The sequence below is a fragment of the Priestia sp. MDV22-iso46 genome, from assembly GCF_058629175.1.
The window spans coordinates 1,381,876-1,394,966 of record NZ_JBZVWT010000001.1 but is presented as its reverse complement, the minus strand read 5'-3'; the positions used below and the strand labels follow the sequence as shown (position 1 = coordinate 1,394,966).

At 36.2% G+C, this 13,091-nt stretch carries 11 protein-coding genes and 2 pseudogenes; 9 read left to right on the top strand and 4 right to left on the bottom strand.

All coding sequences use genetic code 11. From position 1 onward, the window contains the following. Window positions 1-20: 20 nt before the first annotated feature. Window positions 21-437 carry a hypothetical protein gene (locus tag AC4NPH_RS07200; RefSeq protein WP_041816660.1) on the top strand — a complete coding sequence of 139 codons (417 nt, stop codon included), beginning with the start codon at window positions 21-23 and terminating at the stop codon, window positions 435-437. Between the two features lie 91 nt (window positions 438-528). Here AC4NPH_RS07200 and AC4NPH_RS07195 read toward each other — a convergent pair. Next, window positions 529-732 (bottom strand): annotated as a pseudogene (locus tag AC4NPH_RS07195) (KGG domain-containing protein); the annotation flags it as partial. A gap of 220 nt (window positions 733-952) precedes the next feature. Here AC4NPH_RS07195 and AC4NPH_RS07190 point away from each other — a divergent pair. Then, window positions 953-1,177 carry a hypothetical protein gene (locus tag AC4NPH_RS07190; protein WP_013056283.1) on the top strand — a complete coding sequence of 75 codons (225 nt, stop codon included), beginning with the start codon at window positions 953-955 and terminating at the stop codon, window positions 1,175-1,177. Window positions 1,178-1,273: 96 nt separating this feature from the next. Here the strand turns inward: AC4NPH_RS07190 and AC4NPH_RS07185 are convergent, their stop codons facing one another. After that, entirely contained in the window at window positions 1,274-2,005 is a 732-nt protein-coding gene (locus AC4NPH_RS07185; protein WP_013056284.1) for a ZIP family metal transporter, read from the bottom strand. Window positions 2,006-2,478: 473 nt separating this feature from the next. Between AC4NPH_RS07185 and AC4NPH_RS07180 the strand changes: the two genes are divergently transcribed. The 3 genes from AC4NPH_RS07180 (at window position 2,479) to AC4NPH_RS07170 (ending at window position 4,599) form a co-directional block, all read left to right on the top strand. After that, entirely contained in the window at window positions 2,479-3,864 is a 1,386-nt protein-coding gene (locus AC4NPH_RS07180) for an amino acid permease (protein WP_098197135.1), read from the top strand. Between the two features lie 156 nt (window positions 3,865-4,020). Next, window positions 4,021-4,242 carry a hypothetical protein gene (locus AC4NPH_RS07175; protein ID WP_013056286.1) on the top strand — a complete coding sequence of 74 codons (222 nt, stop codon included), beginning with the start codon at window positions 4,021-4,023 and terminating at the stop codon, window positions 4,240-4,242. Between the two features lie 156 nt (window positions 4,243-4,398). After that, window positions 4,399-4,599, top strand: coding sequence for a hypothetical protein (locus AC4NPH_RS07170; RefSeq protein ID WP_013056287.1), 201 nt, complete (start codon window positions 4,399-4,401; stop codon window positions 4,597-4,599). 89 nt (window positions 4,600-4,688) lie between these two features. On the opposite strand, the gene AC4NPH_RS07165 is transcribed toward AC4NPH_RS07170, so the two are convergent. Beyond that, complete coding sequence (locus tag AC4NPH_RS07165; RefSeq protein ID WP_013058452.1) at window positions 4,689-4,898, bottom strand: alpha/beta-type small acid-soluble spore protein; 210 nt, start codon at window positions 4,896-4,898, stop codon at window positions 4,689-4,691. 90 nt (window positions 4,899-4,988) lie between these two features. After that, window positions 4,989-5,972, bottom strand: coding sequence for a LacI family DNA-binding transcriptional regulator (locus tag AC4NPH_RS07160; protein ID WP_029324231.1), 984 nt, complete (start codon window positions 5,970-5,972; stop codon window positions 4,989-4,991). A 309-nt stretch (window positions 5,973-6,281) separates the two neighbouring features. Between AC4NPH_RS07160 and AC4NPH_RS07155 the strand changes: the two genes are divergently transcribed. From AC4NPH_RS07155 to AC4NPH_RS07140, 4 genes and pseudogenes are all read left to right on the top strand, one after another. Continuing rightward, entirely contained in the window at window positions 6,282-7,523 is a 1,242-nt protein-coding gene (locus tag AC4NPH_RS07155; RefSeq protein ID WP_098197136.1) for an MFS transporter, read from the top strand. Window positions 7,524-7,544: 21 nt separating this feature from the next. Next, window positions 7,545-9,001 (top strand): annotated as a pseudogene (locus AC4NPH_RS07150) (glycoside hydrolase family 32 protein). Between the two features lie 272 nt (window positions 9,002-9,273). After that, entirely contained in the window at window positions 9,274-10,734 is a 1,461-nt protein-coding gene (locus AC4NPH_RS07145; protein ID WP_098197137.1) for a protein adenylyltransferase SelO, read from the top strand. Between the two features lie 588 nt (window positions 10,735-11,322). Then, window positions 11,323-12,774: a glycoside hydrolase family 68 protein gene (locus AC4NPH_RS07140; RefSeq protein WP_491938673.1), complete on the top strand. Its 1,452-nt coding sequence runs from the start codon at window positions 11,323-11,325 to the stop codon at window positions 12,772-12,774. The last annotated feature ends 317 nt before the right edge of the window (window positions 12,775-13,091 follow it).

Sequence of the window (13,091 nt, the reverse complement as noted above, 5' to 3'; positions counted from 1 at the left end):
GAAAAGAAGTGGGGGATTTTATGAATTTACATGATTTTGTTCATGGAGTAGATCCAACAATAAAGCTAGTTATTGAAGATGAGTTTCCTGGAACGCGGTGTGTAGGCGGAAAGTACGTTCCTAGCACGCATTCTATTTTTTTATATGAAAAAGATATTAAAATACAGTGTCGGCACTTGTTTGGTTCAAATGAGTGTTTAGAATCTTATCAATGGATTATTTTAGCTCACGAATTAGGTCATGCGCTAGATGAAGACCTTTTATCTTTGAGTGCAAAATTTGATCAGACAGAAGATATAGGTCTTTTGTATCAAATTGAATGTAATGCTTGGGAGATAGGAAAGAAATTGATTCCTTTTATTAATTCAGAGCTATTCTCATCCATAAAAGATCAATCGTTAGCCCATTACCATAAAGAGATGGAGAAGATTAGTTAGAAGAAGAAAAGTTCCTGTGGCTTATACTATAAGGAACTTTTCTTCTTCGAGCTGTTTATATACTTCAAATACTAGTTAATACTAGTTAATTATTACGCTGGCTGCTGCTGGATCTGCCGCCTTTTTTTCCAATTTCCTCGTAAAATTCTTTACCTTGATTTTTGGAAGTAGCTTCTCCGCCTTTTTCACCAATTTCTTGGTAAAACTCTTTGTCATGATTTTTGGAAGTAGCTTTTCCACCTTTTCTTCCTGCTTCTTCACGGCTCATTTTTTCATTCTTTTTATTAGTTGCCATCTTGCATCCCTCCTAATAAATTTGAATTCATAGTCTGTCTTCCCGGTCAAAAAAGGATTAAACTGGTTATTTTATATTTTTTCTAAAAATTAGATTTTTCTCAAAATTATCAGACCACGAAGCCCTGTATAGTAGTATTTATTAAGTTAAAATTAATCTTAAAAAAATTTATATGAAATATGATATGGTTAATAGAAATAAGAAAAAGGAGCTTAGAAACATGTCAAAATATGTAGAAATGGATAACGCATCGCTGCGACAGAAAATACAAGAATACAAAGAATTAATTTGGAGAGTAGGGCCAGGAAGTGAAAGAACTATAGAAGCTGTTCAAGAGATTCAAGGAATGGAAAAAGAGTTAAAAGCACGCAATGCAGAATTTGAAGCTACGGATTGGAAAGCTTTTACTCGGGAAATAAAAGAAAACTACGATTTTACTTATTAAGAAGACACATTCATAATAATGTGATTAGGATAAATGTCTCCAAGTAGAAGGCTTTCTGCTTTCTACTTGGAAACGATAGAAGTAGTATGAAGACGATTAAGAAAAATGATCCAGTATCAGTGAAGCAAGTAATCCAAGTGCAGCAATTAATCCCGTAATAGAACCTCCTTCTTCATAGGCCTCTGGCATCATTGTAGAACCTACCATAGCAATAATACCACCGCCGGCAAAAGCAGCAATAGCAGCCATAAGTGTCTCAGATGCATGGTCTAAAAAAACAAAGCCTGTCCATGAACTAAAAGCTGAAATGAACAAAACAGCTGCCCATAGTAAAAAAATTTTCTTTTTAGAGAATCCGCTTTTCACTAGACCGGTCGTACTTGACAGTCCTTCAGGAATATTACTTATAAAAATAGCGATAACTAGAAGCCAGCTAACGGTTGCATTTTCAATTAAGCTAGCTCCAATCATAATGGACTCTGGGATTGCATCCATTACGGTTCCTATAAATATAGCAATTCCAGAACTATTCGCAGCCATTTGTTTGGTAGACCTCTTTCTTTTATTCGCTCCTTGACGTGAAATTAGATAGTCTAAAAAAGTAAAAACGACAGCCCCGGCAAGAAAACCAAGGGAAGTAGCTTTTAAACCACCGTTATGAACCGAGTCTCCAAGCAGCTCATAGGTAGATGCTCCGATTAATACACCTGTCCCAAAAGCCATAATATAACCAATTATCTTTTTGCCGATAGGCAAAAAAACTGCTGCTAAAGCACCAAGAAGGACAGCTGATCCTGAAATTCCGCCCCACATCGCAGCTTGCCACATGAAAAAATCCCTCCTCATCTCTATTTTCTATGGATACTTTCCCTAAGAAGAGAAAGAAAAAACGTAAAAGTAGAAGAAAGGAATTTTTTCGATTAAGTAGCGGTTTCATTTCGTTATTCTTAAGAAATAGAGTGTTCCAGTATGCTATGCCTATCCTACGATCGTATTTATTTTTAATATTCATAAAATTTAAATTATACTGAAATAAAAAACTATTTCACTGAGATGATTGATTTAACAAAGGTAAATGGTTTACTTGAGTGTTTTTCTGAAAAAAACAATTGTATTTCTGAGGGAAATTCATTATTATAAAATAAGTAATTATACAGTCGAATAGCTAAAAATAGAAAAAATAGTTTAGTCGTAAAGGTACTGGGTAAAAATGGAAGGTTTTGAAAACGATAGCTGTTCCATCAGACACAAAAAGTATCTTTCCTAACAGAGCTATAACAAGTTTAGGAGGAGGAAATGGAATGGCAGACAAAGAGCTAAAAAGAGGCTTAGAATCCCGTCACATTCAAATGATCGCGCTAGGCGGAACAATTGGCGTTGGATTATTTATGGGATCAGCAAGCACCATCCAATGGACAGGTCCATCGGTATTGCTTGCTTACGCAATCTGCGGAATGTTTATTTTCTTTATTATGCGTGCCATGGGCGAAATGCTGTACATGGAACCAAGCACAGGTTCATTCGCTACATTTGGCCACAAATATATTCATCCATTAGCAGGTTATATGGCTGCGTGGAGCAACTGGTTTCAATTTGTAATCGTAGGTATGTCTGAAATTATAGCGGTAGGAGCATATATGCATTACTGGTTTCCCCATTTACCAGCTTGGGTGCCTGGTATTATCGCCATGGTGATTTTAGGCACAGCAAACTTAATTTCAGTAAAATCATTTGGAGAGTTTGAATTTTGGTTTGCGATGATTAAGATTGTAACAATTATTTTAATGATTATCGCAGGACTTGGGTTAATTTTCTTTGGATTTGGAAATGGCGGAGACGCAATCGGGTTATCAAACCTTTGGGCACACGGCGGCTTCTTTGCAGGTGGATGGTCAGGCTTTTTCTTTGCGCTATCTCTTGTTATTGCAGCTTATCAAGGAGTCGAGCTAATTGGTATTACAGCTGGTGAAGCAAAAGATCCTAAAAAAACGTTAACAAGCGCAATTCAAAGCATCATTTGGCGAATCTTAATTTTTTATATTGGAGCAATTTTTGTCATCGTGACGGTATATCCGTGGAATGAGTTAGATTCTTTAGGAAGTCCATTTGTATCTACATTTGCTAAAGTTGGCGTTACAGCAGCTGCAGGTATCATTAACTTTGTAGTTATTACAGCAGCGATGTCAGGCTGTAATAGTGGAATTTTTAGTGCAGGACGCATGCTTTATACGCTTGGTGTAAACGGTCAAGCACCTAAATTCTTTACGAAAATTTCTCGTAACGGTGTTCCAATTTACAGCACACTCGCTGTTATGATTGGGTTAGTAATTGGCGTTATTTTAAACTACATCGCTCCACCGAATGTATTTGTTTATGTATACAGCGCTAGCGTGCTTCCAGGAATGATTCCTTGGTTCATTATTCTTATCAGCCAAATTCGTTTCCGTAAAGCTAAAGGTGCTGAAATGAACAGTCATCCTTTCAAAATGCCTTTTGCGCCTGTAACAAACTATATAACTATTGCTTTTTTACTTATGGTGCTTGTAGGCATGTGGTTTAATGATGAAACGCGTATTTCACTTATTGTAGGGGTTATTTTCCTCGCTCTTGTTGTCATTAGTTTTTACGCATTCGGAATAAATAAGCGTATGATACCTGATACAGAGAACGGTCAAATAAAGAAATAAATATGCTTTTTCATAAGTGAAAGGCAAAACAAAAAAACGGCTGAGAAAAGCCGTTTTTTTGTTTTGTTTAAATGAAAGATACAAGAAAAATGTCATTGTACGCTGATAGTTTGGATAAACTATATTCGTTCATATAACGTAAAGGGAGCGAATGTTATGAGAAGCCACAGATATATTATTAAAGATTCACTAAAAGCTGATGAAGTTGCCCGAGATTTGGAACTGCAGCTGGATATAAACCGAATGTCGGATGTCAGAATCCTTTCGGTAAATGCACAAAACGAAATACTCGTTCAAATGGAGGAGGAGAACGAAGAAGCAGGAGATGTCATTGATGTATTTATGAAAGAGTATAAAACCGCAGAAATTATTGAATAGCATGTAATTGAGAAGAATATTGAGGGGTTTCGTTGAATAAATAAAAAGAAAACACCTTTACTTTTTATTTAAAAAGGAACGCACGAAGAAAACTTCTTGTTTATCAAGAAGTTTCTTTTGTATCTGAACATTTGTTTGTATAGGTAGGGAGAGGTGATGAAGGTGAAAAGAAATGGTGAGGGTCACGTCTTTTTTATTATTCTCGGAGGCCTGTTTATTTTAATAGGCACACTCTTTGCAAATACTTCCGTTTATTTTCTCATCTCCGGATGGATAGCAGCTGTCTGTTGTTTAGGAATCAGCGCTGTACTAAAGAAAGGAAAAACAAAATCAGTCAGTAAAGAGGAGGAAGAATAATAATTTTTATATAAAGATGGAAAGTAAATATATGAAAAGGAAGAATGGATATCCATTCTTCCTTAAGTCATGGTGTGTATGAAATTGTCTTAGAAACGTCCGCCGCCAAGTTGTTGCTCAGCTAATTGTACAAGACGTTTTGTGATTTCGCCGCCTACTGATCCGTTTGCACGTGCAGTAGTGTCAGCTCCTAAATTTACTCCGAACTCGCTAGCGATTTCATATTTCATTTGATCGATTGCTTGTTCAGCTCCGTATACTAATAATTCATTATTATTGCTGCTTTTGTTGTTTGCCATTGTATTCAACTCCTTTCTGTAACGTTAAGGTGTGAACAAAGGAAGAAGAATATGCAACAAACTGATATTTATTTTATAAAAAACGTATTTTTACGTTGTTTGTCCCTCTAGAAGCTTAACGGGAAGGCAGATTTCACGAGGTATATTGCTGAATTCTCCTTCAATTTCTTTTAGTAAAATATCAATGGCTGTTTGAGCAATCGATTCAATGGGCTGTTGAACTGTAGTTAGACCAGGTAACAAAGTCTGACTGGCCTCCGTTCCGTCATAGCCCACGATTTTTAAATCTCTTGGGATGTTTTTTCCTCTTTTTTGTGCTTCCGCAACTACTAAAGCTGCAAGTAAGTCATCACTTGCAAAAATACCATCTACTTCCGGATGCTCTTCGAAAACCTTAGAAATAGTTTCTCGCTGAATGTTGCGGTCAAAGGTATTTGAAATTTCATACGTGATAGGCTGTTTTCCGTCCTTTTTCATCACGTTTTCATAAGCTTTCCTTCTTAAGTTAGCTGGAGTTTCAAGTTTAAGGGGGCCGTTAATATGAACAATATGCTTACAACCTTTTGAAATGAGCAATTCCGTGGCTTGTTTTCCTCCAGAATAGTTATCAGAAGATACGGTAGGAATATCTTTCGATAAATAATGATCCACTGCTACCACAGGAAGACTTTGACTTTCTGAATCAAAAATACCTCTATTATAAGTAACGGCAATAACACCATCTACCTGATTTCTAATGAGCATCTCTACATATTTTTTTTCTTTATCAATTCGATTAAGACTGTTACAAAGAAGTACTTTGTAGTTAAGAGAAGCACATATACTTTCAATGTGAAAGGCTAACTCTCCGAAAAAAGGGTTGCTCGTTTGCGGGACAATCATACCGATTAAATTTGTTCGCTTATTAAATAATGAACGCGCAATATCATTTGGGAAATAATTAATTTCTTTCATTGCTTTATAAACATTTTCTCGCGTTTCTTTGCTTATGTAACCACGGTTATTTAATACACGAGAAACGGTAGTCGGTGAAACACCTGCAATTTTTGCTACATCACTAATTTTGGCTTTCATCTAGTTTCCTCCTAATTTCTCCAAAGCATTGCTTTTATAGTATATATCAGACATGTAAAAGTCTTAAAATAAATGCAATCAAGCAAGCAGCTTTCCAGTCGTTACGTTTTATTTTAATCGATAAAAATCTATGTAAGAATTGTAAACGGTTTATTAAACAATTTAAACATACCACAAAGCCCACTTTTACACCTAATACAATCTTTTTGCAATATAAAGTATGAAACCGGTTGACATAAAATCAAATTGAAAGTGCTTTCATTTTGTTAGATAAAAGATTTTATATCTTAAGCTAAAGGGGTAACTAAAATGAAAAGTTCAAAAAGTTTATATTGGAAGCTGAGTGCATATTTTTTCTTCTTCTTTTTTACGTGGTCGTCTAGCTACTCTTTATTTTCTATCTGGTTAGGGCAAGAGATTAAGTTGAACGGATCAGCTACAGGCTTAATCTTTTCTGTAAACGCTATCTTTGCTTTGTGTATGCAGCCTTTGTACGGATATATATCTGACAGGATAGGTTTAAAGAAACATATTTTATTTTTTATTAGCTGTCTTTTAGTGTTTGTAGGACCATTTTATATTTTTGTTTATGGACCTTTGCTTCAATACAATGTGTTGATAGGAGCTATTATTGGAGGCTTATATTTAGGAGTAGCGTTTTTGGCGGGCATCGGAGCGATTGAAACATACATAGAGAAAGTCAGCCGAAAATATAAATTTGAGTACGGAAAATCTAGAATGTGGGGGTCATTAGGCTGGGCTGCAGCTACATTTTTTGCAGGACAACTATTTAATATTAATCCCCATATTAACTTTTGGGTGGCGTCTGTTTCAGCGGTTATCCTAATGGCTATTATTTTTTCTGTAAAAGTAGAAATGAGCAGCTATGAAATGGAAAAAGCTGAATCCGTCACGCTGAGAGATGTAGGTAATTTATTCTTATTGAAGGAATTTTGGTTTTTTATGATTTATGTTGTTGGCGTTACGTGCGTGTATGGGGGATACGATCAGCAATTTCCTATCTATTATGCATCTTTGTTTCCTACTGAATCGATAGGTAACCAAGTATTTGGCTACTTAAATTCGTTTCAAGTATTTTTAGAAGCTGGAATGATGTTCGCAGCACCGTTTATTGTAAATAAGATCGGTGCAAAAAATAGTTTAATTTTAGCAGGATTTCTAATGGGGTTTCGTATTATTGGGTCAGGGCTTGTTGTTGGTCCAATTGGAATATCTTCGATGAAACTTATTCATGCATTAGAACTTCCTATTATGCTCATTGCCATCTTTAAATATTTGGCAGCTAACTTTGACACGCGCCTATCTTCTATACTTTATTTGGTTGGATTCCAATTCGCTTCACAAATAGGTGCTTCAGTTCTTTCACCTATAGCCGGAGGATTATATGATAGCGTAGGTTTTTCCCGTACCTATTTAATTATGGGAGGTATGGTTTTGGTATTTAACGTTATTTCGATGTTTACACTACTAAACTCTAAAAAACACAAGTTTATAAGAAAAGATGTACAAGAAAAAACGCAGATTATATAGGGGGATATGATGATGTTAACGATAAATAAAATCGAACAAGCTCAACATTCATTAAATGAAGCAGAGAAAAGGTAAATTATCAATACCGGTTAGGGTATCATATTATGGCGCCAGCGAACTGGATTAATGATCCGAATGGGTTGGTTCAGTATAAAGGAGAATATCATGTTTTTTATCAACATCATCCATATGACAAGAATTGGGGACCGATGCATTGGGGACATGTCAAAAGCAAAGATCTTGTTCATTGGCAGCATTTACCGATTGCTTTAGCTCCTGGAGATACATTTGATAAAGATGGATGTTTTTCTGGAAGTGCCGTGGATAACGAAGGAGAGCTTACGTTAATTTATACAGGACATAATTATATAGACAAAGAGCTGGATACTTTTTTTCAAAACCAAAATATAGCTGTTAGTAAAGACGGCATTACCTTTGAAAAAGCAGAGACCAACCCAGTTATTGCTGAGCCTCCAGCAGATAGCTCTCATCATTTTCGGGATCCTAAAGTATGGAAGCACGAAGATTTCTGGTATATGATTCTAGGAAACTCAACAAAGAAAAAAGAGGGACGTGTTATCTTATACCGATCTTCAAATCTACGAAAATGGGAATATGTTGGTGTTCTTGCTAAAAGCGATGGAGATCTAGGGTATATGTGGGAGTGCCCAGACTTCTTTGAGTTAGACGGAAAGCATGTGTTAATGATTTCTCCTCAAGGGATAGAAGCAAAAGGTGATTCTTATCACAACCTTTTCCAAACAGGATATTTAGTTGGAGAATATAATTATGAAACCAATACATTTCATCATGGGTCATTTACTGAATTAGATTACGGCCACGATTTTTATGCTGTTCAAACGCTTTTAGATGATAAAGGGCGGCGAATTGCAATTGGCTGGATGGACATGTGGGAAGCTAATATGCCAACGAAAGAGGATGGATGGTGCGGTGCGCTAACGCTTCCGAGAGAACTAACTTTAAGAGAGGATAAAGTGTTAATGAACCCCGTCCAAGAGCTTACATCACTTCGGAAAACTCAGTATAATATGCTAACCAATAAAGCTCTTTCTAACAGCTATGTAGTAGAAGTAAATGAAGACTTGCTAGAGATACAAGCTGTATTTGATTTAGCGGACTGCCAAGCTTCATCGGTAGGAATAAAAATTCGTGGAATAAACAACGAAGAAACGCTTATGTGTTACAACCTTAATGAGCAAAAGCTATTGCTTGACTGTACTTACTCGGGAAAAGAAGATGGAGTGAGGAAAGTAGCGTTACAAGCAGGTGAGACACTAGCTTTACGAATATTTGTGGACCGTTCTTCCGTTGAAGTATTTGCAAACGAAGGACAAGCGACCATGACGAGCCGTATTTATCCAAAAGAAAGCAGGTTCGGAATTGAGTTATTTACTGAAGGAGGAAACGTAATCGTAAAAGAGTTAACGTATTGGAATTTAAAAGATATTTGGGGGTAAAATACAGAGGAAGAAGTATATTAATACTTCTTCTTTTTTGAGCATTTAATAGCCCGTCAACAAAGTGGAGGTATATAAATGGATAAGGCACTTTAGATTAAAAGTACGAGCAAATACGATATAATAGTAAAAGAGATAATGAATGAAAGAGAAACTGTCCTGCTCTAAGATGCCCAGAAGAAAGTAGGACAGAGAAGGGCTACTGCGCTTATAAAACAACGATCAGTAAAGAAAGAATTATGTTTTAAGACACAAAAAGAAAAGGAGATACGATGACTAATCAAAAAGAAACAGGATGGAATTTACGTAATAGCTATGCGGAGTTACCAAACATCTTTTTTACGCCTCTTGATCCTAATCCAGTGAGTTCACCTAAAATAGTTAAATTTAACGACTCTTTAGCCGCATCTCTAGGGTTACAAAAAGAACAGCTGCAAAGCCCAGAAGGAGTTAGCATTTTGGCTGGAAACAGTGTCCCAAAAGGTGCTTTCCCGCTTGCACAAGCTTATGGGGGGCATCAATTTGGTCACTTTAACATGCTAGGAGACGGCCGGGCTATGCTGATAGGGGAGCAAGTTACGCCTTCGGGTGAGAAAGTAGATCTTCAGCTTAAAGGCTCAGGCCGAACTCCGTATTCCCGCGGAGGAGACGGTCGTGCAGCTCTAGGACCTATGCTGCGTGAGTATATTATTAGTGAGGCCATGCATGCTCTTGGTATTCCGACTACTCGGAGCCTAGCAGTCGTAACAACAGGCGAATCCATTGTTCGTGAAAAAGAACTGCCGGGGGCGATTTTGACGCGTGTAGCTTCCAGTCACCTTCGTTTTGGCACATTTCAGTTCGCTGCAAAATGGGGAACGGTCGAAAACCTTCAAGCTTTAGCTGACTATGCATTAGAACGTCACTTTCCCCATATAGAAAAGAATGAAAAAAAATATTTATCATTGCTTCAAGAAGTGATTAAGCGTCACGCTACCCTAGTTGCCAAATGGCAGCTTATTGGTTTTATTCATGGCGTCATGAATACGGATAATATGACAATTAGTGGAGAAACAATTGATTATGGACCATGTGCATTTATGGATACCTATGATCCAGAAACTGTATTTAGTTCAATTGATGTACAAGGGCGCTACGCTTATCAAAATCAACCAGGCATTACAGGGTGGAATCTTGCGAGGTTTGCTGAGGCTTTATTACCGCTATTGGATCAAGATATAGAAAAAGCAGTTGAAATAGCGCAAAGCGCCGTGACGGAATTTCCAAAATTCTATCGGGAAAACTGGCTGGCAGGTATGCAGGCTAAACTTGGGCTTTTTAACGAAGAAAAAGAAGATGAAGCATTATTCCAAGAGCTTCTTACAATAATGAAAACCTATGAAGCTGACTATACAAATACGTTTCGTGCATTAACTTTCGATAAGCTAGAAAATAGTGATCTGTTTAAAAGCAAAGAGTTTGCACAGTGGCATGAGCTATGGCAGAAAAGACTAGGTAGACAACAACAATCTAAAGCGGAGTCACAAGAGCTTATGAAAAATAATAATCCGGCTGTCATTCCTCGAAATCACCGAGTGGAAGAAGCGTTAGACGCAGCACAAAAAGAAGACTACAGCGTGATGGAAACCCTTCTTGAAGTGCTTTCTAGCCCATATGAATCTCCGGGTCAGCCAGAGTATTGTACACCGTCTGCTCCGTCTAATCAGCCTTATCAAACGTACTGCGGAACTTGATTCATTTAAATAAGAACTGCTATTTAAAAACAGCATAAATGATATCAAAAAGAGCTCTTTATAAAGAGCTCTTTTTGATTTTCTGAAAAATGTATTATTGATTATTAAAATGATAACGATTTCTCGTGAAAAGCTACATAAAATTTAACAGGATAAAAGAATCAAATTGAAAAGTAATCATCTAATTCTTTTGTCTCTTATTATTGCCAATAGGAACTATTATATAATAAATTATTCCACTATTTCACAAAAAATACATTAACGATATTTTTTTAAAAATGGCTTACTTTAACAGCTGTAGAAGAGCTTATAAAAAATAGCAGGTTAAATATAATGATGAATTTGCCCATTTAATCAAAAAGTTGAAGGTTTAAGACTTTATAACCAAATAAAAAATACAAGGGGAGAAAAATGAGATAATCACGCCATTTTACCTATTTGACTTTTCAATATTATGCAAGTAATCTTGGAAAGGTAATGGAACCGGTTCTGTTATTTCGCCAGATTGATATTACTTCTCGATACATAGAAAATGAATTGCTTGTGAGTGACACAAGAAAAGGTATTATATAAAAGGGAGAAAAACAGATGAATATTAAGAAAATCGCAAAGCAAACTACAGCTTTATCTTTTGCTACAGCTCTGTTAGTAGGTGCTGGATCTCAAACATGGGCTGCTGAAAGCAATCATAAAGATACCAACAATAATTATGGAGTTTCCCATATTACGCGTGATAACATGCTGAAAATTCCTCAGCAGCAAAAAAGCGAACAGTTTAAAGTTCCAGCTTTTGATAAATCAACAATCAAAAATATTGCCTCTGCAAAAGGGTATGATAAATCGGGCAATTTAATTGATTTAGACGTATGGGACAGCTGGCCTCTGCAAAATGCTGACGGAACAGTAGCCAACTATCATGGTTACCAAGTTGTATTTGCACTAGCAGGTGATCCGAAAGATGCTGATGATACATCTATTTATGTGTTTTATCAAAAAATCGGTGAAGATTCGATTGACAGTTGGAAAAATGCAGGAAGAGTGTTCAAAGACAGTGAAAAATTTGTACCGAATGATCCTCATTTGAAAAAGCAAACACAAGAATGGTCAGGATCTGCTACTTTAACATCAGACGGAAAAATACGCTTATTCTATACTAACTTTTCAGGTACAAACTATGGAAAACAAACCTTAACAACAGCTCAAGTAAATGTATCCCAGCCAAGTGGAGATACGTTAAAAATTGAAGGTGTTGAAGATCATAAATCCATTTTTGATGGTGATGGTAAAAAGTATCAAAATATTCAGCAGTTTATTGACGAAGGCGCATATGGTTCAGGAGATAATCATACGTTGAGAGATCCTCACTATGTAGAGGATAAAGGGCATAAATACCTTGTGTTTGAAGCAAACACAGGAACTGAAGATGGTTATCAAGGTGAAGATTCCCTTTACAATCGAGCTTACTACGGTGGAAATAATCCATTTTTCCAATCAGAAAAAGAGAAATTACTTCAGAGCTCTAATAAAAAGAAAGCCTCTTTAGCAAACGGTGCATTAGGCATTGTTGAACTAAATAACGATTATACCTTGAAAAAAGTAATGGATCCACTGATTACTTCAAACACGGTGACAGATGAAATTGAACGCGCAAATGTATTTAAAAAAGATGGGAAATGGTACTTATTCACAGATTCTCGCGGATCTAAAATGACTATTGATGGTATCGGCCAAGATGATGTATATATGCTAGGGTACGTATCAAATACGCTGACAGGAAAATACAAGCCGCTAAATGATACAGGACTTGTTTTACATATGGACCTCGACCCTAATGACAAAACGTTTACGTATTCACATTTTGCAGTTCCACAAGTGAAAGGAGACAATGTCGTAATCACAAGTTACATGACAAACAGAGGCTTCTATTCAGAGGAACATTCTACTTTTGCTCCTAGCTTCTTGTTAAATATTAAAGGATCAAAAACAGCTGTTGTGAAAAACAGTATTTTACCACAAGGGCAATTAAGTACGGATAAATAATTTTTAAAAACGAAAGAAGATGGCGACAACTGCTGCTGTTTTCTTTCGTTTTATTATTTAATCAAAAATGTGCTGTAACCGCAGCGGTGATTAAAATAAAAAAGCAGTATCTACATTAATAGTTATTTAAAGAAAATGAAACATTCAGACAGACTATAACTTTAAGAATGAAACCGGTTGACATGCAGGTTTGACTAACTTAATATATTTACATATAATGGTTTGAAGCGTTTTCATAGATTAGTATGACATGAGGGTACTTGTAGATGAAATAGCTTGTAGTAGTAGGGAATGATCATTTCTTTGAAAGAGAAAAT

Bases quoted from the DNA above. Each gene is read 5' to 3' on its own strand.
- AC4NPH_RS07185 (WP_013056284.1), bottom strand. From the start codon at position 2,005: ATGTGGCAAGCTGCGATGTGGGGCGGAATTTCAGGATCAGCTGTCCTT.
- AC4NPH_RS07140 (WP_491938673.1), top strand. From the start codon at position 11,323: ATGAATATTAAGAAAATCGCAAAGCAAACTACAGCTTTATCTTTTGCT.
- AC4NPH_RS07170 (WP_013056287.1), top strand. From the start codon at position 4,399: ATGAAGGTGAAAAGAAATGGTGAGGGTCACGTCTTTTTTATTATTCTC.
- AC4NPH_RS07190 (WP_013056283.1), top strand. From the start codon at position 953: ATGTCAAAATATGTAGAAATGGATAACGCATCGCTGCGACAGAAAATA.
- AC4NPH_RS07165 (WP_013058452.1), bottom strand. From the start codon at position 4,898: ATGGCAAACAACAAAAGCAGCAATAATAATGAATTATTAGTATACGGA.
- AC4NPH_RS07180 (WP_098197135.1), top strand. From the start codon at position 2,479: ATGGCAGACAAAGAGCTAAAAAGAGGCTTAGAATCCCGTCACATTCAA.
- AC4NPH_RS07160 (WP_029324231.1), bottom strand. From the start codon at position 5,972: ATGAAAGCCAAAATTAGTGATGTAGCAAAAATTGCAGGTGTTTCACCG.
- AC4NPH_RS07155 (WP_098197136.1), top strand. From the start codon at position 6,282: ATGAAAAGTTCAAAAAGTTTATATTGGAAGCTGAGTGCATATTTTTTC.
- AC4NPH_RS07145 (WP_098197137.1), top strand. From the start codon at position 9,274: ATGACTAATCAAAAAGAAACAGGATGGAATTTACGTAATAGCTATGCG.
- AC4NPH_RS07200 (WP_041816660.1), top strand. From the start codon at position 21: ATGAATTTACATGATTTTGTTCATGGAGTAGATCCAACAATAAAGCTA.
- AC4NPH_RS07175 (WP_013056286.1), top strand. From the start codon at position 4,021: ATGAGAAGCCACAGATATATTATTAAAGATTCACTAAAAGCTGATGAA.